Source organism: Kordiimonas sp. (assembly GCF_048260245.1).
Lineage (GTDB): Bacteria > Pseudomonadota > Alphaproteobacteria > Sphingomonadales > Kordiimonadaceae > Kordiimonas.
On sequence record NZ_JBLXGZ010000016.1, the window covers coordinates 41,546 to 67,627 of the forward strand.

General features: G+C 55.2%; 22 protein-coding genes. 14 read left to right on the forward strand and 8 right to left on the reverse strand.

Translation table 11 applies throughout. The features are described 5' to 3' along the window. Window positions 1–16: 16 nt before the first annotated feature. Complete coding sequence (locus ACN0VM_RS10100) at window positions 17–895, forward strand: branched-chain amino acid aminotransferase (protein WP_417450757.1); 879 nt, start codon at window positions 17–19, stop codon at window positions 893–895. A gap of 32 nt (window positions 896–927) precedes the next feature. Here ACN0VM_RS10100 and ACN0VM_RS10105 read toward each other — a convergent pair whose 3' ends face one another. Next, window positions 928–1,338 carry a helix-turn-helix domain-containing protein gene (locus ACN0VM_RS10105; RefSeq protein ID WP_417450758.1) on the reverse strand — a complete coding sequence of 137 codons (411 nt, stop codon included), beginning with the start codon at window positions 1,336–1,338 and terminating at the stop codon, window positions 928–930. 205 nt (window positions 1,339–1,543) lie between these two features. Between ACN0VM_RS10105 and ACN0VM_RS10110 the strand changes: the two genes are divergently transcribed. The 5 genes from ACN0VM_RS10110 (at window position 1,544) to ACN0VM_RS10130 (ending at window position 8,004) form a co-directional block, all read left to right on the forward strand. Next, window positions 1,544–2,353 carry an outer membrane protein assembly factor BamD gene (locus tag ACN0VM_RS10110; RefSeq protein ID WP_417450759.1) on the forward strand — a complete coding sequence of 270 codons (810 nt, stop codon included), beginning with the start codon at window positions 1,544–1,546 and terminating at the stop codon, window positions 2,351–2,353. A gap of 18 nt (window positions 2,354–2,371) precedes the next feature. Further along, on the forward strand, window positions 2,372–4,042 hold the full coding sequence (gene recN / locus ACN0VM_RS10115; RefSeq protein ID WP_417450760.1) for a DNA repair protein RecN: 1,671 nt from the start codon (window positions 2,372–2,374) through the stop codon (window positions 4,040–4,042). Window positions 4,043–4,051: 9 nt separating this feature from the next. Next, window positions 4,052–6,412, forward strand: a complete 2,361-nt coding sequence (ligA, locus tag ACN0VM_RS10120; protein WP_417450761.1) for an NAD-dependent DNA ligase LigA — start codon at window positions 4,052–4,054, stop codon at window positions 6,410–6,412. Between the two features lie 80 nt (window positions 6,413–6,492). Further along, the gene (locus ACN0VM_RS10125; RefSeq protein ID WP_417450762.1) at window positions 6,493–7,461 is read left to right on the forward strand and encodes a TIGR00341 family protein; all 969 of its coding nucleotides are present in this window, start codon (window positions 6,493–6,495) and stop codon (window positions 7,459–7,461) included. A gap of 216 nt (window positions 7,462–7,677) precedes the next feature. Further along, window positions 7,678–8,004 (forward strand): hypothetical protein, encoded by a 327-nt coding sequence (locus ACN0VM_RS10130; RefSeq protein ID WP_417450763.1) that lies wholly within the window; start codon window positions 7,678–7,680, stop codon window positions 8,002–8,004. A gap of 63 nt (window positions 8,005–8,067) precedes the next feature. Here ACN0VM_RS10130 and ACN0VM_RS10135 read toward each other — a convergent pair whose 3' ends face one another. The 3 genes from ACN0VM_RS10135 to ACN0VM_RS10145 form a co-directional block, all read right to left on the reverse strand. Beyond that, window positions 8,068–8,979 (reverse strand): 50S ribosomal protein L11 methyltransferase, encoded by a 912-nt coding sequence (locus ACN0VM_RS10135; RefSeq protein WP_417450764.1) that lies wholly within the window; start codon window positions 8,977–8,979, stop codon window positions 8,068–8,070. Window positions 8,980–8,999: 20 nt separating this feature from the next. Beyond that, on the reverse strand, window positions 9,000–11,357 hold the full coding sequence (locus ACN0VM_RS10140; protein ID WP_417450765.1) for an ATP-dependent helicase: 2,358 nt from the start codon (window positions 11,355–11,357) through the stop codon (window positions 9,000–9,002). A 105-nt stretch (window positions 11,358–11,462) separates the two neighbouring features. Next, window positions 11,463–13,268, reverse strand: coding sequence for a chloride channel protein (locus ACN0VM_RS10145; protein ID WP_417450766.1), 1,806 nt, complete (start codon window positions 13,266–13,268; stop codon window positions 11,463–11,465). Window positions 13,269–13,492: 224 nt separating this feature from the next. On the opposite strand from ACN0VM_RS10145, the gene ACN0VM_RS10150 reads away from it, so the two are divergent. Further along, on the forward strand, window positions 13,493–16,960 hold the full coding sequence (locus tag ACN0VM_RS10150) for an AsmA family protein (RefSeq protein WP_417450767.1): 3,468 nt from the start codon (window positions 13,493–13,495) through the stop codon (window positions 16,958–16,960). Here ACN0VM_RS10150 and ACN0VM_RS10155 read toward each other — a convergent pair. After that, on the reverse strand, window positions 16,957–17,193 hold the full coding sequence (locus ACN0VM_RS10155; RefSeq protein ID WP_417450768.1) for a ribbon-helix-helix domain-containing protein: 237 nt from the start codon (window positions 17,191–17,193) through the stop codon (window positions 16,957–16,959). The two genes, ACN0VM_RS10150 and ACN0VM_RS10155, sit on opposite strands and share 4 nt — an antisense overlap. 107 nt (window positions 17,194–17,300) lie before the next feature. On the opposite strand from ACN0VM_RS10155, the gene ACN0VM_RS10160 reads away from it, so the two are divergent. The 3 genes from ACN0VM_RS10160 to ACN0VM_RS10170 all read left to right on the forward strand — a co-directional run bounded on the left by ACN0VM_RS10160 (window position 17,301) and on the right by ACN0VM_RS10170 (window position 20,191). Then, window positions 17,301–18,425 carry a DNA alkylation repair protein gene (locus ACN0VM_RS10160; protein ID WP_417450769.1) on the forward strand — a complete coding sequence of 375 codons (1,125 nt, stop codon included), beginning with the start codon at window positions 17,301–17,303 and terminating at the stop codon, window positions 18,423–18,425. Window positions 18,426–18,507: 82 nt separating this feature from the next. Further along, window positions 18,508–18,822: an ArsR/SmtB family transcription factor gene (locus ACN0VM_RS10165; RefSeq protein ID WP_417450770.1), complete on the forward strand. Its 315-nt coding sequence runs from the start codon at window positions 18,508–18,510 to the stop codon at window positions 18,820–18,822. Between the two features lies 1 nt (window position 18,823). Continuing rightward, entirely contained in the window at window positions 18,824–20,191 is a 1,368-nt protein-coding gene (locus ACN0VM_RS10170; RefSeq protein WP_417450771.1) for a pyridoxal phosphate-dependent decarboxylase family protein, read from the forward strand. Here the strand turns inward: ACN0VM_RS10170 and ACN0VM_RS10175 are convergent. The 3 genes from ACN0VM_RS10175 to ACN0VM_RS10185 form a co-directional block, all read right to left on the reverse strand. Next, window positions 20,188–20,646: a GNAT family N-acetyltransferase gene (locus ACN0VM_RS10175; RefSeq protein ID WP_417450772.1), complete on the reverse strand. Its 459-nt coding sequence runs from the start codon at window positions 20,644–20,646 to the stop codon at window positions 20,188–20,190. The genes ACN0VM_RS10170 and ACN0VM_RS10175 overlap by 4 nt on opposite strands. A gap of 17 nt (window positions 20,647–20,663) precedes the next feature. Next, complete coding sequence (locus ACN0VM_RS10180; RefSeq protein ID WP_417450773.1) at window positions 20,664–22,274, reverse strand: fumarate hydratase; 1,611 nt, start codon at window positions 22,272–22,274, stop codon at window positions 20,664–20,666. Window positions 22,275–22,370: 96 nt separating this feature from the next. Further along, window positions 22,371–22,919, reverse strand: a complete 549-nt coding sequence (locus tag ACN0VM_RS10185) for an SspB family protein (RefSeq protein ID WP_417450774.1) — start codon at window positions 22,917–22,919, stop codon at window positions 22,371–22,373. Between the two features lie 335 nt (window positions 22,920–23,254). Between ACN0VM_RS10185 and ACN0VM_RS10190 the strand changes: the two genes are divergently transcribed. The 4 genes from ACN0VM_RS10190 (at window position 23,255) to ACN0VM_RS10205 (ending at window position 25,950) form a co-directional block, all read left to right on the forward strand. Further along, a complete protein-coding gene (locus ACN0VM_RS10190; protein WP_417450775.1) occupies window positions 23,255–23,980 on the forward strand; it encodes a helix-turn-helix transcriptional regulator in 726 nt (241 codons plus the stop codon). Between the two features lie 127 nt (window positions 23,981–24,107). Continuing rightward, complete coding sequence (locus ACN0VM_RS10195) at window positions 24,108–24,878, forward strand: LuxR family transcriptional regulator (RefSeq protein WP_417450776.1); 771 nt, start codon at window positions 24,108–24,110, stop codon at window positions 24,876–24,878. Between the two features lie 101 nt (window positions 24,879–24,979). Next, window positions 24,980–25,615: an acyl-homoserine-lactone synthase gene (locus ACN0VM_RS10200; protein WP_417450777.1), complete on the forward strand. Its 636-nt coding sequence runs from the start codon at window positions 24,980–24,982 to the stop codon at window positions 25,613–25,615. Beyond that, window positions 25,612–25,950: a hypothetical protein gene (locus tag ACN0VM_RS10205; protein ID WP_417450778.1), complete on the forward strand. Its 339-nt coding sequence runs from the start codon at window positions 25,612–25,614 to the stop codon at window positions 25,948–25,950. Before ACN0VM_RS10200 ends, ACN0VM_RS10205 begins: the two co-directional genes overlap by 4 nt. Window positions 25,951–26,082 lie beyond the last annotated feature (132 nt).

Sequence of the window (26,082 nt, forward strand, 5' to 3'; positions counted from 1 at the left end):
TTTTCGGAGAATAGAAATGGCAAGTGCGCCTTATAATGACCGTGATGGATGGATGTGGATGGACGGTGAGTTTCATCCTTGGCGGGATTGCAACGTTCATGTATTGACACATGCCCTGCATTATGGGGGCGCGGTCTTCGAGGGCCAGCGCGCATACAATGGAACCGTCTTTAAGCTCAAGGAGCATACACAGCGGTTATTCAATTCCGCTAATATCCTTGGTTATGAGGTCCCCCACAGCCAACAGGAAATTAACGAAGCCTGCATGGCTTTGCTGGACAAGAACGAGTTGGTAGATGCCTATTGTCGGCCAGTCGTATGGCGTGGCAGTGAAATGATGGGGGTCAGCGCTCAGCAAAATACCATTCATGCGGCAATCGCAGTTTGGGAGTGGCCATCTTATTTCTCCCCAGAAGCACGGCTGAAGGGGTTGCGGCTCGATATATCAACGTGGCGACGCCCAGCTCCTGATACAGCGCCAACGAATGCCAAGGCATCTGGTCTTTACATGATCTGTACCATGTCTAAACATGCGGCGGAGGCCAGAGGCTATGATGATGCACTCATGCTCGATTATCGCGGGCAGGTGGCAGAAGCGACGGGCGCCAATATTTTCTTCGTAAAAGATGGCGAGCTTCACACGCCTAAACCAGATTGCTTTCTTGACGGCATTACGCGCCGGACTGTGATTGAATTGGCTAGAAAGCGAAATATCAAAGTTATCGAACGTGCGATCATGCCGGAGGAAATGGCAGGCTTTGAGCAAGCTTTCCTGACGGGTTCAGCAGCCGAGGTTACGCCGCTTTCCGAAATCGGGCCCTATAACTTTGAAGTCGGGGAGATCACAAAGACACTCATGTTTGATTATGATGCATTGGTGAAGGGGAAAGCCTGACCTCTTTCCCCGTATGGGTTTGGTCCGGGATCTCAGCTTAACATCTTTGATTCTTTGATTGCTCGAACCAGGTCGCTGAGCGCATCACGAACATTGGCGTTTGGCAGGGTATCCAGTTCAGGAATGATGAGGTCCATTTCCGTGATACGACCGGAAAGGATTTCATCACCTGAGGGCAGCCCCTCGTAGAAATACCCCACATTCGTGCGCATGATGTGCGCAAGCAGATACAGCCGCCCGGCGCTGATGCGGTTGAGGCCGCTTTCGTACTTTTGAACCTGCTGGTAGGAAATGCTGAGAATGTTGGCAATATCCTGCTGCGAGAGATCTAGTGTGCGACGTCGGTCCCTAAGACGGCGTCCTACATGTTTGTCGATGAGGTCAGCTTTTCTCGCTGAAAGTTCGAGCAAGCCTTCCTCAATTTCGTCACTATGTCTGACCATACATTTTGCTCCAGTTTTGCCGATGGGGATTCTCCGTTGGCGCTTGCGACTTACTGTGCTAGAGATTTCGCCAACGCCGATGCGGCCAGGTATCTCCTTCTTGTGGTTGGTGAAACTATACTATTGGTTGCATGTTTATGAGATTATAACCTTATGGGTGAAATGCAAGGGGACATTTCGCCTATTACGGGAGTTACAGACTGCCATGACAGCAAATTGGCTGAAGATACCTGTATTGAGTGTGCTCTTGATGAGTGTTGCTGCTTGCAGTTCCAAAGATGACGAAGACCGCTATATAGCGAGGGATGTTGAGGTTCTGTATAATCTGGCACAGGATAACCTTGCGAAAAAACGGTATAAGTTTGCGGCTGCAGCCTTCGATGAGGTTGAGCGGCAGCACCCTTATTCCGTGTGGGCACGCCGTGCACAACTGATGGCAGCGTATGCACACTATATGACTAATGCGTATGACGATTCCATACTTGCGGCGCAACGCTTCCTGCAGTTGCATCCGGGTAACCGCGGCGCACCTTATGCCTATTACCTTATCGCACTATGCCACTATGAACAGATTTCGGACGTAGGCCGGGACCAGCAAAAGACGATCGACGCCGAGAGTTCTCTTGTAGAAGTTATCCGGCGTTTTCCGAATTCGGATTACGCCAAGGACGCGAAGCTGAAGCTTGACCTGACACGCGACCACCTGGCCGGCAAGGACATGGAAGTTGGCCGCTTTTACCAGAATAAACATGAATTTCTGGCCGCCGAGGTCCGCTTCCGGGCTGTGATCGAAAACTATGAGACCACAAGCCATGCGCCGGAAGCCTTGCACCGTCTGGTCGAGGTCTACCTTGCTCTTGGCATTACAGAAGAAGCTAAAATGGCGGCAGCTGTGCTGGGCCACAACTTCCCAGGCAGCAAATGGTACCGTTACAGCTATTCGCTTCTGAGCGGTAAGGACATGGTGCCTGAATATAGTGATAAATCCTGGCTCAGCAAAATCTGGCCGTTCTAATGCATCAAGGGGGGCGCGATGCTGACAAGTCTCAGCATTCGTGACATTGTTTTAATTGATAAGCTGGACCTGTCGTTTGCGGCAGGTCTAACTGTGTTGACCGGCGAAACGGGGGCCGGCAAATCAATCCTGCTTGATAGCCTTGGTCTTGCGACAGGGAGCCGCGCTGACCGCGCCCTCGTGCGGCAGGGGCAGGAGAAGGGCAGTGTTTCTGCCGCATTCTCTATCGAGCCCGAGCATCCGGCCTGCCTGCTTCTCGAAGAGCAAGGGATGGACGCAGGCGATGGTTTGGTTATCCTTCGGCGACAAATCACAGCAGATGGCCGCAGCCGTGCATGGGCGAATGATCAGCCGATCAGTCAGGGTATGCTTTCCGACCTCGGTGCGTTGCTGGTTGAAGTGCACGGCCAGCATGACGACCGCGGGCTACTGGATGCCGGAGCACACCGTGCGCTTCTCGACGCTTTTGGCGACTACCAAGCCGATATGAACGCTGTTGCTGCGGCATATGAGGCAAGCCGCAAGGCAGCGCGGGCACTTGAAGAGGCGGAACAAAATCTAGCGGAGGCGCGCCGTGATGAAGAATTCCTCGCTCATGCTGTGGAAGAACTGAAGAGCCTCAGCCCTGAAGCCGGGGAGGAAAGCCTGCTCGCCGATAAACGCTCCCTGATGATGCAGGGCGAGAAATTGACCGAAAGCCTGAGTGAATATCAAGAGGCCCTTGCGGCTGATGGCGGCGTGGATGGTATCGTTCGCGGCGTATTGCGACGAATGGAACGCACTGAGGCCGAGGTGGCCACATTGCTAACCCCGGTTATGGAAGCGCTTGACCGCGCAGCCATAGAGCTCAGTGAGGGCATCGCCGCTCTGGAAACATTGGCCCGGGATCTGGAGTTTGATCCGCTGGAGCTGGAGCGAACGGAGGAACGGCTTTTCGAAATTCGCCGCCTCGCACGCAAGCATAATTGTCAGCCGGACGCCCTCGCTTCTATGCAGGCAGCACTTGAAGCCCGTCACGCCGCTTTGGAGGCGGGAGATGAAACCGTGGCAGGGCTTCGTGCAACAGCAAAGGCAGCGTCGCAGGCTTTTGCGCAAGCTGTCAGGGTTTTGAGCGGACGCCGCGCGGAGGCGGCTGGGAGTCTGGATACATTGGTAATGGCCGAATTGCCGCCCTTGAAGCTCGAGAAAGCGATTTTTCGCACATCCGTGTATACCTTGCCGGAAAGTGAGTGGTCTTCCTCGGGAGCGGACCAGATCACATTTGAAGTCAAAACCAACCCGGGTACGCCTTTTGGTGCCCTTGTCAAAATCGCTTCGGGTGGCGAGCTGGCGCGGTTTATTTTGGCGCTTAAGGTAGTGCTTGCGCAAAAGTCCAGCGTGCCTGTCATGGTGTTTGACGAAGTGGACCGCGGTATTGGCGGGGCAACAGCCAGCGCCGTTGGGGAACGGCTTAAGCGGCTGACAGAAGGCGCGCAGGTTCTTGTGGTGACCCACAGCCCGCAAGTCGCCGCGCGCGGCGATAGCCAGTTCCAGATATCCAAACATGACACGGACCGAGAAACCCGCACACGTGTGGTTAAACTGAGCAATGCCGAACGCCGCGAGGAAATAGCCCGTATGCTGGCGGGAGAGACTATTTCAGATGAGGCGCGCGCTGCCGCTGACAAATTACTGACCGCGACAATATAGGACCGATCCATGGCTGAAGCATCCGACCTGCCTGTTGAAGAGCTTTCGGAGGAAGAGGCTCGCGCAGAGCTTGCCCGCCTCGCGATGGAAATCGCATACCATGACCAGCTTTATCATGGGCAGGACGACCCGGCGGTGTCAGATGCTGAATACGATTCGTTACGACAGCGCAATGAAGCAATAGAAGCGCGCTTTCCAGCCATGGTTCGGACCGACAGCCCTTCTGGGCGTGTAGGTGCGCAAATACGTGCCAGCAAATTCGCGAAGGTTACCCACTCAAAACCCATGTTGTCGCTTGAGAATGCGTTCAGCGATGACGATGTGAGCGAGTTTGTTGCACGAGTGCGCCGCTTTCTGGGGCAGGCTGCTGATCTTCCGCTCTATTTGACGGCAGAACCCAAAATTGACGGTCTCTCGCTTGCCCTGCGTTACGAGAAGGGCAAGCTGGTACAGGCGGCCACGCGCGGCGACGGGACGGTGGGCGAAAATGTGACAGCGAACGCCCGCACGATTGCGGATATACCCGATGAGTTGGCTGGCGACGGATGGCCGGAGGTCGTTGAGGTGCGCGGCGAGGTTTATATGGGCAAGGCTGACTTCCTTGCGCTCAATGAGGCGCAGGAGGCCAAGGGCGCCAAGGTATTTGCCAATCCACGCAATGCCGCTGCAGGCAGCCTGCGTCAGCTTGACCGCAGTATCACGGCATCCCGGCCTCTCAGGTTTTTTGCCTATGCCTGGGGTGAGGTGAGCGACATGCCCGCTGATACGCAGATGGGCATGATCAAGTGCTTCAAAGCTTGGGGTTTTGAAGTTAACCCGCTGATGATCCGCTGCGAGGGGGCAGGTGAGGCAACAAAGCGCTATCACCTGATTGAGGAAGAGCGACCAACGCTTGATTATGACATTGACGGCGTTGTCTACAAAGTAGACAGGCTTGATCTGCAGGATCGTCTGGGCATGGTGGCACGCGCACCGCGCTGGGCCATTGCGCACAAATTCCCGGCAGAGAAGGCAATGACAATCCTGCGTGATATCGACATCCAAGTTGGCCGCACAGGGGCACTTACGCCCGTTGCCAAGCTTGAACCCGTGACTGTCGGCGGCGTGGTTGTCTCAAACGCCACCTTGCACAATCGGGACGAAATCGCACGTTTGGGTGTACGTATAGGTGATACAGTCATCATCCAGCGCGCTGGTGATGTGATCCCGCAAGTGGTGGCTGTGGTCATGGAGAGACGCCCGGCTGACGCTCAGCCGTTTGAGTTTCCCGAAGAATGCCCTGTTTGCGGCTCGCAAGCCGTAGCGGAGGGCGATGACGTTGTCGTACGCTGTTCTGGTGGGTTGATCTGCTCCGCCCAGCTTACAGAACGCCTACGCCATTTTGTAAGCCGTAACGCCTTTGATATTGAAGGACTCGGCGCCAAGCAGATCGAAGCCTTTGTAACATGGGGTTGGGTGAAGGAACCCGGTGACATATTCGACCTGTCTGCCCGCACCGATGAGTTGAAGCAGAAAGAGGGCTGGGGCGACAAGTCAGTCGATAACCTGATGGCAGCGATTGAAGAGCGCCGCAAGATCGATTTCCACCGCTTCCTGTTTGGCCTCGGTATCCCGTCGATCGGACAGGAAACTGCAAAATTGCTCGCGCGGCACTTTTGCAATGTGTCGGCGTTCAGGGCTTATCTGGCTGAGGCTCTAACGCTTATTGAGGACCTTGAGGCGCAGTTCAGCCCGCAGGAATTGTCCTCGCTCAATTACGTGCTGATGAAGTTTGGTACCTTGAAGGCGTTTGAGGATGCCCTGCGTCCGGGAGATTTGCTCGCTGACCCCAACGCTTATGTGCGCTTAATCGCCGAGCGCGTGCAGCGTATAAAAGCTGGCCGCCTCAAAGGTGATAATATCAAGGTGGCACACCTGGAGACAGTTGCAGGGTTCCTGAACAACAATAACTTCCGCTTTCCGGCGGATACCGCCCGTGCGTTGCATGCCCATAATCAGGAACTCGCCAACATTGATGGTATTGGCGTGGATGCCATTCTCAACATTGAGGATTTTTATGCCGAACCGCAGAACCGTTCAGCTTTTGAGCGCCTTGTCGCGGAACTCAGTATTGGTGAAGCGGCCTCACAGGCCAGCGACAGCCCTGTCTCCGGTCTGACAGTGGTTTTTACCGGTAGTCTGGAGAAAATGACGCGGAATGAGGCAAAGGCCAAGGCCGAGTCTCTCGGCGCTAAAGTGGCTGGCTCGGTGTCGAAAAAGACAGACATTGTAATCGCGGGTCCTGGCGCTGGCTCCAAACTCAAGAAAGCGCAGGATTTAGGTGTACGCACCATGAGCGAGGATGAGTGGCTGGCCCATATCGCTGGCTAATTGTCTTTCCTCTGCTTTGACGCTTGTGAGGTGAGTTGCCCGCCGCTAGTGTGGCGATCTAACCTTAGGGGAATTTATTCATGTCGCTCAAATTGATTGAGGTGGTGGCTCCGGTCTCTATCGAGGCTAATATTCGTAAACTGGCCACAGAGCATGATTGTGTGATTTCTTATTACAAGGGTGTGCCGCTTGAGGACGATCATGCAGTGTTCTTCCTCCTGACCAATGCTGACGGACGCCAGGCAATCATTGATGATCTGCAGTCGCTCCTGGGCACCTCCACAAAGGCGCGTATCACCATTCTGCCGGTGGATACTACGTTGCCGCATGTTGAGGTGGGTGGTTCAAATGACAGTCGGGAGGAACTTTATTACAAGATGCGGCAGGGCGCGCGTCCTGACCTGAACTATCTTACGCTGACCCTTCTGTCCACCATCGTCGCGCTGGTCGGGCTTATCCAGAATAATGTCGCGGTCGTGGTGGGTGCTATGGTAATTGCGCCACTGTTGGGCCCAAACCTCGCCTTCGCTTTTGGTACATCTCTGGGTGACAAAGAGATGATGAGCCGTGCTTTCCTGACCGCGTTTGGCGGTATTGCTCTTGCGGTCGGCGGTTCAGCGCTGATGGGTTATGTCTGGCATGAAACACCTGATAGTCAGGAACTCATGCTACGCACCCAGATAGACTTGGGCAGTCTAGCGCTTGCGGCCGCATCGGGGATGGCGGGTGTGCTGTCTCTGACTTCGGGGCTCTCGATGACGCTTGTCGGTGTCATGGTTGCCGTCGCGCTACTACCCCCAGCCGCGGCCCTTGGTTTTCTGCTTGGGCGCGGGGAGTTTATGTTAGCTTATGGCGCGCTACTGTTGTTGGTTTCCAACGTTGTATGCGTCAACCTCTCTGGCTTGCTGGTTTTCTTTGCGAAAGGCATAAGGCCGCGTCGGTGGTTTGAGCGCCGGATGGCAATTCCGTTTCTGTTAAGCGGAATAGGCGTTTGGGCGACTTTGCTGATCTTGCTTGTTTTTGTCATCGATATTCGGTCCGTTTCCTGAAAGCGCGGTAAATTTCAAGTACCTGTCGTAAAACAGTCAAACTGCTACCATTTCATGACGTGCGTAATATGGGAGGCTTTCCTTTTAACGTATGCATTTAACGCATGGCTAGTCTGCGCTTTTAATAGCTACTTAATCGCCCTCTACAAGCCTATCTACCCGGTGCCGACAGTGGTCGGCGCAAAAGTTTAGCGGGACAGGTGAAGGAGAAAGCCGATGGCTAACGCAGCAAAAGAATTCGAAACGGTTGATGCATTCAGTTTTATGGGCCTCATGGCTGCCAATGGCAAAGTGCCGGGCGCCGTATGTGGTTCGAAAGCCAAGGAATTCTTTCTGGTCGCAGCTGAAGAAGCAGCGATTGAACTCGCCCTTGACCTTACCGCTAAAGGTGATTTTTTCACCCTAATGACAGCGAACGGCATGATGCGCGCCGAGCCAGCACGTAAGCCTTCCCAGTTCAAGATCACGCGGCCTCGCAGCCTCGGCGGTGGTTTTGGCGGTATGGGTGGCGGTACCTTCGGTGGCGGTGCGCTAGCTCACTAGAGATTACAGCGTGGCGGTCCATTCCCGTTGGATCGCCCGCACCTTCCGAACCTCAAATGAGGTTCATGGTTTGCTCATAGTAAGCGCGAGCCATTCTCCCTTCTCTACTCTGCCCAGAGATACTAGTCCTCGAGCCTGATAGGCGTCGAGGACTTCTTTTTTCTGGCTGACAAGAAGGCCGGATAGCACGAGGGTGCCCCCATTCGCCAGCGCTGCAGTGATATCGTCTGACAGGTCGATCAGCGGCCCGGCCAGAATGTTGGCGATAATCAGGTCAAATGGCTTCTCATATGTGAAGGCCGGATCATCCAGGCCGTCGGCGGCGAGTGTTGCAATGCCGGCTTTGTTGTCGCCTATAGCTCTGGCGGTGCCATCATTAATCTCAATGTTTTCATCTGTAACCTCGACGGCGATGGGGTCGATGTCGCTTGCAACGACTTTGGCCTCCGACCATATCTTGTGTGCGCCAAGTGCCAGAACGCCGGAGCCGGTACCAAGGTCAAGAACGGTATCCGGGTTGATCTCGCCAGCTAACCTATCAAGGACTTCAAGGCAGGCAGCGGTGGTTTCATGTTTGCCGGTTCCAAATGCTTGTCCGGCATCAATCTGCATGTTGATAGCGCCGTCCCGCGCTTTGTCGGCATCGTGTGCGCCAAAGACAAAAAAGCGGCCAGCTTCAACCGGTGATAACAGCTTCTGGCTCTCGCTAACCCAGTCTTTGTTCTCAACCCGGCTGAACTCATGTGGCCAAGCTTCCAGCGTAGCGCGTTTCAGGATTTCATCCACAAAGGTATCGGCTGGTTGTTCGGCGAAGAAAATCTCTACCATCCAGTCCTGGCCGGGTGCCTGCTCAAAGTAGGACAGGGTTGGCGGAAATTCTCCCCGTTCATCGCCCATGGTCTCAAGTAGTGTCTCCAGTTTCTGCGCGCGCTCGAGCGGCAGTTGACCTTTAAGGCACCAGATGTTGTCGGTCATGGTAAGCTCCTAAGTGCGCGTCAGGCACGGGTTACAAAGGTGTCAACCACCCGTTTGCTTCCAGCCTTGTCGAAAGCGACGAGCAATTTGTTGCCCTCCACATCCTCGACAAGGCCGTAGCCAAATTTATCATGGAATACCCGTTCGCCGATTGCGATATCGCTCAGTTTTGGTGCAGCGGTTTTTTTCTTTTTAGGACGGGTTGGCGTTGCCTCAATGGTGCGGCCATAGCTGCTTTGCTGGTTTTGTCGCCAGCTTTGCGCCCGCTGCCAGCCGGGGCCATATTTGTCGCCGCCTGAGGTATAATACCCTGTGTCGTCCCCGGCGCCAAAGCTGCTGTGCTCTTCACCCCAGCCGCTGCGCTGGCTGCGGCCGCCATATAACCCTTGGGCAGTTTCCATCTCGATATGCTCAGCCGGCAGTTCCTCGATGAAACGGCTCGGCAGGCTTGACTGCCACTGGCCGAATACTTGGCGGTTGCCGGCAAAATAGATGTAGGCTTTCCGTTTGGCGCGGGTGATGCCCACATAGCCAAGACGGCGTTCTTCCTCAAGCCCGCGCACGCCTGTTTCGTCCAGTGCGCGCTGGTTCGGGAACAGGCCTTCCTCCCAACCGGGCAGAAAAACAGTATCGAATTCAAGGCCTTTGGCGGCATGAAGGGTCATAAGGGTGACCTTTTCAAGCGTGCTGTTGTTGTCGTTTTCCATCACCAGCGCGATGTGTTCAAGGAAACCGCCAAGGTTCTCAAATTCACCCATGCCGGAGACCATTTCCTTGACGTTCTCAAGCTTCCCTGCGGCTTCGGGAGATTTGTTGTTTTGCCACATCTCCATATAGCCTGATTCTTCCAGAATCATCTCGGTAACTTCAACATGACTGTGGGAGTGCAGAAGGCCACGCCAGCGGTCAAAATCATCCATCAGGTTTGTGATGGATTTACGCGCCTGTGGCCTCAGCATATCAAGCCCGGTGATCTGCCGTGCGGCCCGGGTCATGGAAATGCCATGCGATCGCGCCAGATGGTGCACATTCTGCACAGCTGTTGTGCCAAGCCCGCGTTTGGGTACGTTTATGATGCGCTCAAATGCAAGGTCATCATCGGGCTGCGCGATCACACGTAGATAAGCCATCACATCACGAATTTCAGCGCGCTCGTAAAAACGCGGGCCGCCCACCACGCGGTAGGGCAGGCCAAGGGTGATCATGCGCTCCTCGAACTCGCGCATCTGGAAGCCAGTGCGCACAAGAATGGCAATCTCGCTGAGCTTTTGTCCTTTGTGCTGTAGGCTCTCGATCTCCTCGCCAATGGCGCGCGCTTCTTCGGGGCCATCCCAAACACCGCGCACATCAAGCTTTTCGCCGTCGTCACTTTCTGTCCATAAGGTTTTGCCCAAGCGGTCTTCGTTGCTGGCAATCAGCGCGGCGGCGGCGGCGAGGATATGCCCGGTTGAGCGGTAGTTCTGCTCAAGCTTGACAACCTTGGCGCCGGGGAAGTCGGTGGAGAATTTGAGGATGTTGCCAACTTCGGCGCCGCGCCACCCGTAAATAGACTGATCATCATCACCCACGCAGCAGATATTCTTTGATGCTTGGGCGAGCAGACGAAGCCAAAGATATTGCGCGACATTGGTATCCTGATACTCATCGACCAGAATATAGCGGAACTGGTTATGGTATTCGCGCAGCACATCCGGGTTGTTCTGGAGCAAGGTGATGACATGCATCAGAAGGTCACCAAAGTCGCAGGCGTTCAATACCTGGAGGCGCGCCTGATACTGTTCATATAAGGTGCCGCCCAGGCCGTTTGCAAAAGCAAAGGTTTCACCTTGCGGGACTTTTGCCGGGGTGAGCGCGCGGTTTTTCCAGCGGTCGATCAGCCCGGCAAGCGTGCGGGCAGGCCAGCGCTTCTCGTCAATGTTTTCAGCTTGGATGAGCTGTTTGAGTAGCCTGATCTGGTCGTCGGTATCAAGGATGGTAAAGTTGGATTTGAGGCCGACAAGTTCGGCATGTTTGCGCAAAATACGCACACATACGGAATGGAAGGTGCCGATCCACATACCTTCAACCGGGCGGCCGATCACCCGCGCGACGCGCTCCTGCATTTCCTTCGCTGCTTTGTTAGTGAAGGTCACAGCAAGAATATTCCACGGTGCCGCACGCCCTGTCGCCATCAGATGGCCGAGGCGCGTGGTCAACACCCGTGTTTTCCCGGTGCCTGCGCCAGCAAGCACCAGCACAGCACCTTCGGTCGCCAGAACGGCATCGCGCTGCGGTGCGTTCAGGCCGTTCAGGTATGGTGGTGGCATATCTGCTGCAGGCAAGGACTGCGGAGGCAGGTCTTCACCGAGGTCATCTAGGTCAAAAGGATCACTCATCATTGGGTGTCTATAGCACCCATGTGGCAGTGCGCAAAGTGTGGGATTGCCTTGGGACGAAAAACTTTTGTTCCCGGCTTGTTCCTGTGGGCGATTACGGTCGCTTTTTTAGCGTCGGCGGCCGATTTCCATATCCCCGCCCTGACTTTCGAGCAATGCCCGGTTATATTCCTTCATCACGTCTCTGTGGCGGATAAGGCCAACGACGATTCCTTCTTGCGCTGACGACAGCACCGGCAGAATATCTTCACCGCTTACTTCCAGCTTATGCAGCGCTGTTTGTAGCGGCTGGTTGGCGTAGACAAGTTGGGGAGGGTCTCGCATGTATTCGGATACCGTGTGCTGAAGCGCCGTGTCGCCCTCGAAAATCTCCATAGGCAACTGGCCAATGCTCAGCACACCGGACATTTTTCCGGTATCGTCTGTAATGACAAGCATACCCCCCCCTTGTGTGACGAGAAGTTCCCTCGCCTTGATCGCAAGCTCATTGTCGCGCAGGGTGAAAAAGTCCCGGGTCATATGGTGCATGACCTGAGCAGACTTTAGCAGATAGGTTGCCTTGCCGCCTTCAAGGCGCACGCCGCGGTTGGCTAACTGCATGTGGAAGAAGGAGCGCTCGAAAAAGGCGTTTGTGACCATGCTGGAGATAGCCGACGCAATCATTACGGCTATGGTGACATTATAGTCACCGGTGATTTCAAACACGATCAACATAGTGGATATCGGCGCGCCAAGTACCGCTGAAGCAACAGCTCCCATGCCGACCACGGCATATAGGCCGGGGGTGGATGCAAGGGCCGGGAATACAGACCCGGCAGCAATGCCAAATGCTCCGCCGACCATGGCGCCAAGAAACAGGGACGGAGAAAAGACACCGCCGCCAAACCGGCCACCATAAGAGATGATCGTTGCAGCCATTTTGGCGACCACCAATGATATCAGCAGTTCAAAACCATATTCGCCGTTCAGCGCTTTGCTGGTCGCCTCGTAGCCTACGCTTAGAATCTCGGGAAAATAGAGCGCGATAAGGCCGACAAAAAGCCCGGCGATTGCGGGTTGCAGCCAATAGGGAATCCGGTTCAGGCGCACTCTGATCTGGTCCGCCCAGTTCATACCTGACATGAAAATAACTGCAGCGAGGGCTGACACGATGCCGAGAATGAAAAAGGCCGGAAATTCCCAGAAGCTGGTAATGAAATATTCCGCAGTTTCAAATGCGGGGAAATTGCCCAGATGCGCGCGGCTGACAAGTGTACCTGCAATGGCCGCGATAACCACCGGGGCAAACGCATGCAGGGCATAGTGTCCGATGATAACCTCTAGCGCGAAAAAGACGCCAGCGATGGGAGCGTTAAAAGACGCGGCGACCGCTGACGCTACACCACACCCTAGCAAGGTGCGCGCAACTGCGGGGTTGAGGTGTAGTACGCGTGTAATCGCTGCAGCTAGCGTCGCGCCGAGGTGTACCACCGGTCCCTCCCGGCCAAGAGACGCGCCGGACCCGAGCGAAATCACCGTGGTTCCCGCACTCAGCAGGCCTTCACGCAGGCTAAGCTGGCTATTGTTCAGGGCGGCCGCTTCAATCACGTTTGGTACGGCGCGTGTCTGGTGGTTTGGCAAAAAGCGCAGTAACTGTCCGACGGCAAGACCACCAATGACGGGAACAGCCAGCAAATGGTACCAGGGCAAGCTGGCCGCGCCTGTCGCAAGAGCATCTTCATCTGGGCCGAAAGCAAATTGAAGCAGTTCTCCTATGCCGAGATAGAAGGCGATCGCGGCATAGCCGGCCACAACGCCAGTGATGGCCGCAATAACGGTAATCGCGCCAAACTCATAGCCGCCGGAACTAAAAAGTGAGGCTCTGACACGGCGGCGCAGTTTGGAGAGCAGTTTTTTGGTGCGGCGACTGGTCATGCCTGATTTTGCCTCCATCCAGCATGAATAATCGCAGTGTAAAACAGTTGTTTCAGCATATGATGTGTTAACCGGATCAAAATTTGATTTTGAACCTTAGTGTGGCTTTTCAAAAAGGTTAAGAAAATTCGCCCCATGGCTGCCCCATTGATATGTTCGTATCAGCACTCACGCTTGCAATCCTGTGCTCTAATGCGCACTCTTTATTGAAACGGAGAGGTCGAATGAAAATTGGAAAGCCGGGACGGATTGTTTTATGGGTAGTGGGGTCGCTTGCCGCCCTGGTCATTTTGACATCGGCCGTCCTCAGCTTTCTCGACTGGAATCAGTATCGCGGTAAATTGGCTGAATTGGTTTCATCCCGCCTCGGCATGCGTGTTGAGCTCGCCGGGGACATTCGCTTGGGCATACTCCCGCGTCCGTCCATGTCCGCCGAATCAGTTAGGCTGTTACCCGCACAGGAAAGCGCGATTGACCCCGTCGCGACCGCTGAACTCATTGAGGCGAGCCTTGGCCTTGGTGCATTGATCAGGGGAGAGCTTGAAGTGCAGCACTTGGGCCTGCGCGGTATCGCTGTAACCTTGGAAGAGCGCACGGACGGCAGCATTGGCTTGCGCGGCTGGCCAGAAAGTGACGGGCAGGCGGAGGAGAGCAGCGCCCCCGTTCAGATGGACAGGTTGTCGCTGTCGAACAGCGCGGTCACTATTATGTTTGCAGATGGCGGCAAGCGCCAGATCAGCGGCATAAACCTTGAGCTCTCCGGCACGTTGCCATCGGGGCCGCTTGAATGGGAAGGCGGTTTCACCACAGGTGATGAGCGAGTAACAACGTCGGGCAAACTGCGGCCCGGAGCGGATGGTGACATCATGTCGGTCAAGGCCGACATCGGCATTCGCGGTGGTGATGCCGATCTATCAGGTCGTCTGGATCACGACGGATTTACCGGGCGCTTGCAGGTTCAGGGCGCGGAATTCAGTAGTTTCGTATCGGCAATTCAAAGCCTTGCAACGGGTGAGGGCAGCGCGGTGGCGCTCCCTGAGCAGGCATTTGCCCTTGATGTGCAGGTAGAACGCACATCTGGCGTGACCAAGGCGACCTCCCGCACACTGCACATTGGCGACACACATGGCCGGATGGATCTCACACTCGCACCGCGCGGCGGCAAAACGCACGTGGGGGGCACTCTGTCGCTGGGTATTGTTGACCTGGCTCCTTGGCTGGCAGCGACGGAAACAGCGCCGCAAGCTCAGCAGGCCGAAGCAGTCGGCAAAACTGATAGCATGAGCGACTTACCGGTATTTGGCACCGTGGATGTGACAATTGAAGGTATTCAAACACAGGGGGATATTATCCAGCAGGTGGATTTCGCTGTTGGGGTTAATGACAGCGGACCGTTTGTAAGCGACCTGCAAGCCTTGCTGCCAGGCGCGACAAACCTCGTTTTTCTTGGACGCGTCGGCATGAATAAAACCGGCAAAGGCACGCTGACGGTTTCGTCGGGCAACCTGCCAGACCTCCTGCGCTGGGCCGGGTATGACCCGGCAGGGCAGTTGCCTGTCGGGCGTCTGGCTACCGCCGATCTGGACGCGACGGTTACGCTGTCACCTGCCAGTTGGGAAGTTACCGGCATCCAAAGTCGGCTGGATACGACCAACCTCAGCGGTGAAGTGCGTGGTGATTATACCGAGGCATGGCCCGCCAGCGTCGCGCTCACCGCTGACAATATTAACCTCGACGCCTATCTGCCGGAAAATAACGATGAACCGATAGTGTTGCCAGCGCCTTCACTGCTGCAAAGCTTTCCCGCACGGCCAACCAAAGTGGCACTGCGGGCCGGGGCGCTTCAGTGGTCCGGGCAGTCTTTCCAGGATGCACGGGTCAACCTTGAACTTTCACGTGCCGAGATTTCCCTGTCCAGTTTTCATCTTAAAAACCGTACCGGTGCCTTGCAGGTCTCATCCAAGGTGAAGGTAGTTTCCGACAATTGGGAAATGGATACCCAAGCGTCGGTCACGTCTTGGTCTTTTCCTTTCGTGAATGCTGTGATGCCGGATATGCAGGAGTATATCCGGGCAGCGGCACTGAATGGCCTCAACGCGAACGTGCGCATGCAGGGGCCGCTCTCAAAACTCTATGTCACTGCCAATGCCGAGAAGGGTGATGCCAAGAAACTGACTGTTAACGGCATGGTCTCCTACTCGGCAGATAAGCCGGTTAGCTATGATATGCGCGGCACGCTCAAACATAATGATCTCGCACCATTGGCAGTCTTGACCGGGTTTGAATTCAAGGGTGCAGCCCCGGCGAACCTAAGCTTCAGCATCGGGCAAGCCAGCGGCGGCGCGATGGCTGTTGAAGCCAACGGTAGCCTTGCTGGCGGTCAGATGTTGGCTAAGGGTCAGCAGGCTGATCCCAAAAGCACATGGCAGATCAGCTATGATCATCCGACGGCGAAGACAGCAGCCCACAAGTTCCTGCCTATGCTGACCATGCCGTCGCCTAATGCGCCGCTGCGTATCGCCGCCAATGTGACCCTTGCGGATGCTGCATGGTCGGTCGAATCGCTGGATATCAGGAACGGCGATGCCCAGCTTGCAGGCAATGTGGGTGCCGACAGCAAACAGCGGTTGTTCGGCAAGCTGCGCGGCGCAGGTTTTGTGGTTGAAAACCTGATGGGCAACGCTAAAAAACGCGCGACTGCCCCGCAAGCCCCAGAACCTTTCAGGTTTGAGCAGTTGAGCGGCTATACCGGTCAGGTGGACATTGATCTTGATGGCATCACCCTGGCCGGGCAGCGCCTGGCGGCGCCAAATGCCGCGATTACAGCGGGTGATGGCCTGATCCGCATTGACCTTGGAACTTCGGCAAAGCTGAATGGGAACCCCGCGACTTTCGCGGTGGACCTGACGCTTGACGGCACACCAAAGATGAACGGCAAGATCAACCTTCAGGACTTTGACATTGCAGCATTGCTGCTGTCGGAAGGGTTTGGCAAGATCGCCAATGGCACCGCGTCCTTTGTGCTGGATTTTCAGGCGGCGGGCGAGACGCCCGAGGCGATGGTGTCTGGCCTGCGCGGTCAGGGCAAGATTACCGGCAATGCTGGTGCGCTTAATTTCCTCAGTGTGCCATCACTTGTGCGCCAGATGTCGCAGGCGGATACACCGACTGCTTTTCTGTCATCGATTGGAGGTTTCCTGAGGCAGGGAACAACCAGCTATGCCAAACTTGAGACCAGCTTTACACTGGATAGCGGCGTAGCGCTGGTGGAGGCGTTCACTGCTGCGGGGCCATGGGGCGCACTTGATCTTGACGGGCAGGTAAACTTCCCGCAAAGCCTGCTGGACCTCAAGGGAAACCTTAACCTCACCAGCCCTGAGGACGCGCCGGTTATTCCGGTGAAATACTCTGGCGCGCTCAACAACCCGTCCGCCAACTGGACCAGCCGTGCGCTTGAAAGTTTTGTTCTGTCGGGTATCGAACGCAAGCTTAGAGGCGCGATATTCAAGGAACAGCAGAGCCGCGAGAGTGATAACGGGCAGGTGACGGAAAATCCGGCGGGTGCTGTATTTGGCCGTGCGTTTGGCTTTCTGAATAAACTCAAGGAGCAGCAGGAAGAACAAAAGCGCAATGAGGAAGAGGCAAGACGAAAAGCTCAGGAGCAGAAAGAGAAAAACGACAGCGGGACTTAATCTCCTCGCTGTTCCCGCTCAAGAGATTGAAGAACAAAGGCGCGGATGGCACCAGAGAGCGAGCCATCGCGTGCTTCATCAATTTGGCGCACGAGTTCATTGACCGAGAGGCCGCGTCCCTGCGCAATGCGCCGCAGGTGCCGCCAGAAACAAACCTCGAGCGAAATGGACGTGCGGTGGCCTGCGAGGGTCACTGAGTGCTTTTCAAGCTTGGCGTCTGAAAGGTCATACATGCGCCCATGTTGCACTCGTGCGCTTTTGCGTCAAGCTGCTTGACGGAAGCCTGACTTCACAATAAGAACAAAAAAAGAACAAAAATGTGCGAGGATAGGATTTCCCTGTGGAGCCACTGAAAAATTACTTCAATGAAACCCTTATAGAACAGACAGCAGCGATTTTCAGCCGAGATGATGCCGGGTTTGATCAGGCCCGTTTCACGGAGATCGCGACCGACGGCCTTGAACGGCTGGAACTCAAGGCGAGGGTGGAACAGATCATGCGGGCGCTGGATGCGACCCTGCCGACTGACTTCGATGTGTTCGCTGATAGGGTGCTGGCAAGTTTGCATAAAAGCGAAGATCCGAGCGGCGAGGGACTGAGCTTTGACGGTAGCGGTTTGATGGGGTTTGCTGCCTGGCCGGTGACCGAACTTGTCGGCAAACGTGGTATTGCTGAGCCAGAGAAGGCGTTGCCGCTGCTGAAGGAAGTGACCAAACGTTTCACTGCGGAATTTGCCATTCGCCCGTTTCTGGTTTCGCACCGCGACTATACGCTCTCTGTCCTGAACGGTTGGGTCGAGGACAGAAACCGGCATGTAAGACGGTTGGTGAGTGAAGGCACTCGTCCGCGGTTGCCGTGGGGTATTCGCCTGCATGACTTTGTCGTGGACCCTACGCCCATCATGCCGTTTCTGGCTGCGCTGCGCGATGACCCGGAGGAGTATGTACGGCGGTCTGTTGCCAACAGTCTCAATGATATCGCCAAAGACCACCCTGATCATGTCAGTGCAATTGCGTCAGACTGGATACAGGGCGCGGGCCGAGACCGTGAACGGCTGCTGCGGCATGCGTGCCGCACGCTTATCAAGGCCGGTCACACGGGGGCGCTTGATGCATTTGGCTATACGCCGCTTGATGGTCTGTCGTGCGCGCTGACCATTAAAACACCGCATGTTACCTATGGTGAAGCGCTTGAGTTTGAAATCGATCTGAAAGGCGATGCGGCAGGCAAACCCCTGATGCTTGATTATGCCATTCATTTCGTGAAAGCTGGTGGCGAGCGCACGCCAAAGGTTTTCAAGTGGAAAGATACCAAAATGAACACGTCGCGGCTGTCCGCCGCCAAGCGTCATGTCATCAAGCCTATAACGACGCGGCGGTATTATGCCGGGGAGCATCTTGTAGAAGTTTTTGTGAACGGCCATTCCATGGCGTCTTCCCCCTTCGTCCTTGAAAAGCCCGAGTAAACAGAAACGCTTAAGCGAGCCTTCTGATGAAGGTCAGCAATTCTCGCTTGTATAATGAATAGTTATATAGCAATTTAGCTATATGGCTATGATTCTAAATGTTGAGGCCGGACTTAAAGCGCTGGCCAGCGACAAGCGCCTGTTGGTGCTGGAGCTTTTGAAAGACCCGGTGGGTAACTTCCCGCCGCAGGTAGATGGTGATCTGAAGGTGGACGGTGTCTGCGCTAACTGGTTGACCGAGCGTCTTGCGGTAAGCCAACCAACCGCTGCGCGGCATCTGAAGGTGCTGACGGACGCCGGGTTCATCATTCCCACCCGCAAAAAGGGCTGGGTCTTTTACCGCCGGGATGAGGATGCCATCAACCGGTTTAAAATGGCGATACGCGAGGAAATCTGACATGGACGGAACCTATAAAAAGGAACTGCAAACCGCCGCCGCGCTGGCGCAGGAGTATCTTGCTCAGGTGCTGAACATGCCGGTGTTCCCGGGCGCTGAAGCGCGTGAAGGTCTGGGTGCATTCGATGAAGCTTTGCCTCAGACCGGTGAGGACGCGGTAGCAACGCTGGAACTATTGCACAGCGCCGGTAGCCCAGCCACGACCGCCACCACCGGCGCACGGTATTTTGGCTTTGTGGTTGGCGGTGCACTGCCCGCAAGCACCGCCGCCAACTGGCTGGCCACTGCATGGGACCAAAGCCCGTCTTCGGAAATGAACTCTCCCGCTGCCGTGAAGGTCGAGACTGTCGCGAACCGCTGGCTGCTCGATATTTTGGGCTTGCCGGCTGACGGTGGCGTGGGCATGACAACAGGGGCGACCATGGCCAACTTCACCGGCCTTGCGGCGGCGCGCACAGCACTTTTGTCCCGTAAAGGTTGGGACGTTGAAGTGCAGGGGCTATATGGCGCGCCGGAAATCAGGGTGCTTGTGTCCGAAGAGGTACATGTCACGGTGGAGAAAGCCCTTGCCATGCTTGGTTTTGGCAAAGGCAGGGTAACCCGTGTGCCGACAGACTCCAATGGCGCCATGCGGCTTGATCAGTTGCCTGCGCTAGATGATATGAGCATTGTATGCACGCAGGCTGGCAACGTGAACTCCGGCGCGATTGACCCGATTGGGGGCATCGCGCGGCGGGCGGAGAAAGCTGGAGCATGGGTGCATGTGGACGGTGCTTTCGGTCTGTGGGGCAAGCTTCTCAAAGAACATGCGGCGCTGTTCGAAGGCGTTGAGCAGGCGCACAGTTTTGCGACCGATGCACACAAATGGCTCAATACGCCCTATGACTGCGGTGTGGTGATCTGCCGCGATGCGCAAATGTTGCAGCAGGCGATGGCGACGGTTGCGCCCTATTTCCGTGAAGATGGCGCCTACGCACCCAAGGATATGGTGCCGGAGTTTTCCCGCCGGGCGCGTGGTGTGGAAGTATGGGCCGCCCTCAGGACACTGGGCCGCGACGGCGTGACTGATATGATCGCCCGTTGCTGCGCCCATGCACGGCGTTTTGCCAGCGGCCTTGAGGCGCTTGGTTTTGATGTGCTCAATGACGTGGTGCTTAATCAGGTTGTGGCCACCATCGGCACGGCTGAGCAACTGGCCGCCATTCGCGCCCATGTGGAAGCATCCGGCGAATGCTGGTTTGGCCCCACGGTATGGAAAGGCAGGCACGCGATCCGCATCAGTGTTTCAAGCTGGCGCACGACCGAGGCAGATGTTGACCGCTCGCTCAGGGCGATTGCGGCAGCGAAACAGGCAGTGCTGGGGAATTAGCAGATATTTTCAGGCCGCCAGAAGCATATGCCGCGTTCGGCATAATCTGCGCCCATGCGTTTGTAGAGGTTGATGGCACCTGTGTTGTCGGTGTTGACCTGCCATTTCACCGGTGCTTTCATCTTTTTGCCGATTTTGCCCACCGCTTTCAGCAGGCTGGTGCCGATGCCAAGGCCCCGGGCGGCTGGGCTGACATAGAGGTCATCCAGCTCAATGATGGTACTGCCGGTCCAGATATGAAAACGCGTGATATAGGTCGCAATCCCGACCGGCTGGCCTTCATGTTCGGCGATCAGAACATGAAAGGCGGGCGTTTCGCCGAACGCCGCCGCGGTAAAACCGGCTTCGCTTATTTTGAGGTAATCAGCTGCATTTTCATGGTCAGCGAGGGCGCACACCAGGCTGTAAGCCGCTGTGGCATCCGCGCGTGTCGCCTGTCGAATGGTGGCCTGCAATGTGTATGCCCTTTTGCCTAGAGGTTCTTGAAAAAATCATTACCCTTGTCGTCGACAACGATAAAGGCAGGGAAGTCTTCAACCTCAATGCGCCATACCGCCTCCATGCCGAGGTCTTCAAAGTCCAGGACTTCCACCTTGCGGATATTGTTTTTAGCCAAAATAGCTGCCGGGCCGCCGATGGAGCCTAGGTAAAAACCACCATTTTCATGGCACGCCTTGGTCACATCGCGGGAGCGGTTACCCTTGGCAAGGCTGATCATGCTGCCACCCAGTTTCTGGAACGGGCCGACATAGCTGTCCATGCGGCCGGCGGTCGTCGGGCCGAACGAGCCCGAGGCATAACCTTCCGGTGTTTTGGCAGGACCAGCATAATAGATGATATGATCTTTGAAATAGGCGGGCATTTCCGCGCCGTCTTCCAGCATGGCCTGAATGCGGGCGTGCGCCAGATCGCGCGCCACAATGATGGTGCCGGATAAGCTTAGCCGCGTCTTGATCGGATATTGCGTCAGCGTCGCGAGAATATCCTTCATCGGGCGGTTAAGATCAATCTTGACCACTTCCTGCGACAGGTGGTCGTGCTCCACGTCGGGCATGAAGCGCGCAGGGTCGGTCTCAAGCTGCTCAAGGAACACGCCGTCCTTGGTGATCTTGCCTTTGGCCTGGCGGTCTGCCGAGCATGACACACCGATGCCCACAGGCAAGCTGGCGCCATGACGCGGCAGCCGGATGACCCGCACGTCATGGCAGAAATATTTACCGCCAAACTGCGCACCGATGCCCATCTGCTGGGTCATTTGGTGGATCTGCTGTTCCATGTCAACGTCACGGAAGGCCCGGCCTGACGCATCGCCTTCAGTTGGCAGTTCATCATAGTAACGCGCGGAGGCTTTTTTGACCGTGGCTAAATTCTGCTCCGCCGACAGACCGCCGATGACAATGGCAAGGTGGTAGGGCGGGCAGGCTGCAGTGCCGAGCGTTTTGATCTTCTCTTCAAGGAAGGCCAGCATGCGGTCTTCTCGCAGGGTTGCTGGCGTCTGCTGAAAGAGGAAGGTTTTGTTCGCGCTGCCGCCACCTTTGGCGAGGAACAGGAACTTATATTCATTACCTTCACTGGCGTGGATATCGATCTGCGCCGGGGTGTTGTTCTTGGTGTTCACTTCCTTGTACATGGACAAGGGTGCCATCTGGCTATAGCGCAGATTAGTCTCGGTATAGGTACCCATCACCCCTCTTGTCAGGGGTGCTGCGTCACTGCCGTCGGTCCAGACATGCTGGCCCTTGGTACCAACAATGATGGCTGTACCGGTGTCCTGACAGCTTGGTAACACGCGGCCAGCGGCAATATTGGCATTCTTGAGCAGTTCCTTGGCAACAAAGCGGTCGTTTTCGCTGGCTTCGGGGTCCTTGAGGATGCTGGCGAGTTGCTCAAGGTGGCTGGTACGCAGCAGATGTGCAATGTCCGCCATGGCTTTGCGGGCAATGAGTTCAAGTGCCTTGTCATCTACCTTGAGGATCTCGCGGCCATCTACCTCGATCGTTGAAACATGATCGGATGTTAGCTTGCGATAGGTGGTTTTGTCTTTGCCCAGCTGGAACAGGTCGCTGTATGTCCAGTCGCTCATGAAGGATGCCTCATTATTCTGCTGTTCGCATATGCGGAAGGTCGGATATCACAGTGTGTGAAGGGCGCAAGCGCCCACCACAGGAGCTGTTGGCCGTTATTTTTTGCGGAAAGCGTCGAGCGTGACGACATTATTGTCGCCGCCTGTTGGCTCGGGCTTGTCGCCTTGAGGATTGTCTGGCTCGTCCTGATTGTCGGGCGTGGGCGCCGCGTCGTCATAATCGGCGGTGATATCCTTGTCGAACGCTTCATCATGTTGGTCCGGTTCGCCGTCGTCGTCTTCGAACTCGGCGTCCTCATGAAACTGAAGGGCAAACTGAACACTGGGGTCGACAAAACCGACAACCGCATCAAACGGAATACGCAGGTGCTCCGGCTTCTGATTAAAAGAAAGTCCAACCATGAAATGATCTTCCTCAACCTTCAGGCCCCAGAATTTGTGCTGCAGCACAATGGTCATTTCCTCGGGAAAGCGGCTGACAAGGTGAGCGGGAATATCCACGCCTTCGGCCTGTGTTTTGAAGGCGATATAGAAATGGTGTTCACCCATAAGGCCATCTTTTTCTGTATCTTTAAGTACAGCACGCACAACGCCGCGCAGGGCATCCTGCACTTTAGCGTCATAGTCGATGTAGGTTTCAGACATACCGAGCCTAGCTCCCGTTACAATACATACGGTTTTCGGTTCTTATAGTGCCAAGGTGTCACGGGGTGAAGGGGAAAATCAGAGTTTCTCCAGCGCAGATAGCATATCTGGCAAACAAAGTGTGCCACAAAAGCACGAAAAAAAAGCAGCACGGTGCAAAAAGACTTGTTTGGGTTGTAGGATACTAACGCTATGGTGAATAAAAATAGGCTATGGTTTACATCGGCTTACATATCCAAACGAAGTGCCTTTTTGGTGTTTCCTATTGCAGCCGCTTCTATCTGGGGTGGATGGCGTTGCTGCTGACAGGCTTGAGGTAGGGTAGAGTGTATCAGGTGTCCACGGAACTCGAATATTTTAGACTGGCGATGGATTTTATCGACAAGTCAAAAAGGGCGAAAAGCCTGACAGCGCTGGGAGAAGCGTTTCAGGCGACGAACCGCCAATTGGGTTTTGAGCATTATGCCTGTATCTCCTCAGTGGAGTTTGGGGCAATGCCTGAAGGCGCTGTGTTTCTGGCCGACTATCCTTCAGATTGGTCCAATTATTATCTTGAGGAACATTTTGGTCGTGCAAGCCGGGTTTTGCAGGTTTCGCTGAAGGAACACATGCCGTTCAGTTGGGATAGCTCCGGCACCATTCTGAGCATGAAGGATGACCCTGATCCCGCGGCATCAGATGGCTTGCTTTATGGAATAACTGTACCCGTCCATATTGTTGGAGCTTTCCCTGGTACGGTCAATGTCATTGGGCACGCACGTGATATCACGTCTGCGGCAGAACATTCTGTTCACTTGATGGGAGTCTATTTACATGATGCCGCTCTCCGCCTGGCTAAAAAGGAGGGTCGCGAGACGCGCCCCCTTATCAGGCTGACGCCAAGGGAGCGCGAATGTTTGCAATGGGTTGCTGCGGGCAAAACCGATTGGGAGATATCCAGCATCATTTCGATCGCTGAACGAACTGTTCACAATCACATAGAAAGCGCCAAGGCTAAACTGGAGGTAAATTCACGGGTACAGGCCGTGGTAAAAGCTTTTCTTAGCAATTTGATTTACTGAGGCGCACGCTCCGGTTTATAAAATGAGGCAGCTTACATCGGTTGCTGTAAGGTTCGACCTGTCCGAACATCGGTAGTGGGTGCAGTTTCATGCGCTTTGGTCATCGGGCAGCTTGGGGACGGCGGGTATGGGCCGCCAATCAGGGGACGGGGTAACATTGGGCGATCTTCAGAGCTTTCAGGTTGCACTCGAGTTCATTGAGGCGGCAAAAAAGGCTGATAACCTTGACCTTTTGGGCCGGCTTTTTCAAGCGGCTGCAGAAAAACTCGGCTTTGCGAATTATGCATGCGTTTCCTGTCTCGAGTTTGACGCGCTACCGGAGGATGCTGTCTTTCTCGCACACTATCCCGAAGACTGGACGAAGTATTATCTCGACAAAAAATATGATCGGATCGATCGTATTCTGCAGGTTTCACTTGGTTCCAGTATGCCCTTCAACTGGGATCACGATACCGTGGTTAATGGCCGCACCAGTGATCAGCAACGGTTCTTTGATGAAGCGGAGGACGCGGGACTGGTGTATGGCGTGACCGTCCCCATTCATGTTGTGGGGGCTTATCCGGGTGCCGTCAACGTCGTTGGCGAATTCCATCAAAATGACCCCGCAGTGGAGCATGCCTTGTATTTGATGGGCGTTTACATGCATGACTGTGCCGTCAAGCTAGGGGAAGACAACAGCTTTACCGGCATGCCCCGCCGGGATCTCAGCCCGCGGGAGTTGGAATGTCTAAAGTGGGCATCATCGGGAAAAACCGATTGGGAGATCTCCGGCATCTTGAGTATTGCCGAGCGAACGGTGCATGCGCATATCGAAAATGCAAAACGAAAGCTGGGCGTTCACACGCGTCTGCAGGCTATTGTCAAAGCCTTTTTGTCCAGCAATTACTACTTTAAGTAAATTTTACGCAATCTATCAAAAAAACCTAGTCTGATTAGCCGATAGCGACCTGCAGCGGGATTTCAGATCATCAAGCCACCGAAGCAAGCAGGGGGGCTGATATGATCCACGTTGTGAGTGCTCATAACAGGGGCGAGTATAAAAGTTATCTGCGACAGATGTGGCAGCAACGCTATGACGTCTTTGTAGAGAAAATGGGATGGAGCCTGGATTGTGCCGATGGTGTGGAGCGCGACCAGTTTGACCGTCTCGATACTGTATATCTTCTGTGCATAGATGACGCGGGCAGACTTAAAGGCGGAATGCGGCTACTGCCCACGACAAAACCTCACCTGATGAGTGAACTATTCTCAGGTCTCTGCGCTGACGGCGTACCGGCGGGCGAGACGACATGGGAAATATCACGATTTTACAGCCTGACCGGCCGGCACATGATGTTGGAGCGGGACAAAACAGCCTCTGAGCTGATTTGCGGACTCTACGAATACGCTCTTGCGAACGCGATCGAGAAAGTGAGTTGTGTTGCCAGCATGGTGCTTTTCCCAACTATTTTGAAAGCCGGTTGGGATGTAACCCCACTGGGCCTTCCCACGGTAACTGATGAAGAAGTTATTCTGGCGTTTCTTATCGATCTGAACAGGCGTGATTATAAGACGGTCGCGCGCAACCGGAAAATTGCGGGCAGTGTGTTGTATACGCCGTGCCTGCGGGAAGAGCAGTGGGAGATTGCGGTATGACTATTGCCGATGCACAGAATGGGCTCTCGGAGCCCTCCATCGTTAACAAAGTGGCGGACCAGATATTTTTCCTGTTTGCACAGCTTGATCCCGCACAGGTCGAAGCCATTGTTGAGCGCGTGGAGTTCGCGATAGGGGCTCCCCCCGGAGATGCCATCACCGCCATCGGCTCGAATGCACGGCGTTCAGTGATTGAGCAGGCCGTGGCCCGCCTTTTGTATGCGGTTGTCGGCCTCCCTTACGCGGATATCATGTTTGCACTGACCTACGCCGAGACCCAGGCGATGATTGTTGGTGCGTGCGATGAAATCGAGGCGCAGGTGAACTACTGCTAGAATTTTGAAGACTCTGGTATCTCTGTTCGGATTTCAGGACCCTGAACAGGGAATTAGACCGCCGAGCCGGGTGTGGTGACCCGCGCTCGGCGGTTCTTATTCGGGTCAGCATATTAGAAGCGTGGGGGGATA

Coding starts and splice junctions, on each gene's coding strand:
- ACN0VM_RS10100 (WP_417450757.1), top strand. CDS start 17: ATGGCAAGTGCGCCTTATAATGACCGTGATGGATGGATGTGGATGGAC.
- ACN0VM_RS10105 (WP_417450758.1), bottom strand. CDS start 1,338: ATGGTCAGACATAGTGACGAAATTGAGGAAGGCTTGCTCGAACTTTCA.
- ACN0VM_RS10110 (WP_417450759.1), top strand. CDS start 1,544: ATGACAGCAAATTGGCTGAAGATACCTGTATTGAGTGTGCTCTTGATG.
- recN (WP_417450760.1), top strand. CDS start 2,372: ATGCTGACAAGTCTCAGCATTCGTGACATTGTTTTAATTGATAAGCTG.
- ligA (WP_417450761.1), top strand. CDS start 4,052: ATGGCTGAAGCATCCGACCTGCCTGTTGAAGAGCTTTCGGAGGAAGAG.
- ACN0VM_RS10125 (WP_417450762.1), top strand. CDS start 6,493: ATGTCGCTCAAATTGATTGAGGTGGTGGCTCCGGTCTCTATCGAGGCT.
- ACN0VM_RS10130 (WP_417450763.1), top strand. CDS start 7,678: ATGGCTAACGCAGCAAAAGAATTCGAAACGGTTGATGCATTCAGTTTT.
- ACN0VM_RS10135 (WP_417450764.1), bottom strand. CDS start 8,979: ATGACCGACAACATCTGGTGCCTTAAAGGTCAACTGCCGCTCGAGCGC.
- ACN0VM_RS10140 (WP_417450765.1), bottom strand. CDS start 11,357: ATGATGAGTGATCCTTTTGACCTAGATGACCTCGGTGAAGACCTGCCT.
- ACN0VM_RS10145 (WP_417450766.1), bottom strand. CDS start 13,268: ATGACCAGTCGCCGCACCAAAAAACTGCTCTCCAAACTGCGCCGCCGT.
- ACN0VM_RS10150 (WP_417450767.1), top strand. CDS start 13,493: ATGAAAATTGGAAAGCCGGGACGGATTGTTTTATGGGTAGTGGGGTCG.
- ACN0VM_RS10155 (WP_417450768.1), bottom strand. CDS start 17,193: ATGTATGACCTTTCAGACGCCAAGCTTGAAAAGCACTCAGTGACCCTC.
- ACN0VM_RS10165 (WP_417450770.1), top strand. CDS start 18,508: ATGGCTATGATTCTAAATGTTGAGGCCGGACTTAAAGCGCTGGCCAGC.
- ACN0VM_RS10170 (WP_417450771.1), top strand. CDS start 18,824: ATGGACGGAACCTATAAAAAGGAACTGCAAACCGCCGCCGCGCTGGCG.
- ACN0VM_RS10180 (WP_417450773.1), bottom strand. CDS start 22,274: ATGAGCGACTGGACATACAGCGACCTGTTCCAGCTGGGCAAAGACAAA.
- ACN0VM_RS10185 (WP_417450774.1), bottom strand. CDS start 22,919: ATGTCTGAAACCTACATCGACTATGACGCTAAAGTGCAGGATGCCCTG.
- ACN0VM_RS10195 (WP_417450776.1), top strand. CDS start 24,108: ATGGGCCGCCAATCAGGGGACGGGGTAACATTGGGCGATCTTCAGAGC.
- ACN0VM_RS10200 (WP_417450777.1), top strand. CDS start 24,980: ATGATCCACGTTGTGAGTGCTCATAACAGGGGCGAGTATAAAAGTTAT.
- ACN0VM_RS10205 (WP_417450778.1), top strand. CDS start 25,612: ATGACTATTGCCGATGCACAGAATGGGCTCTCGGAGCCCTCCATCGTT.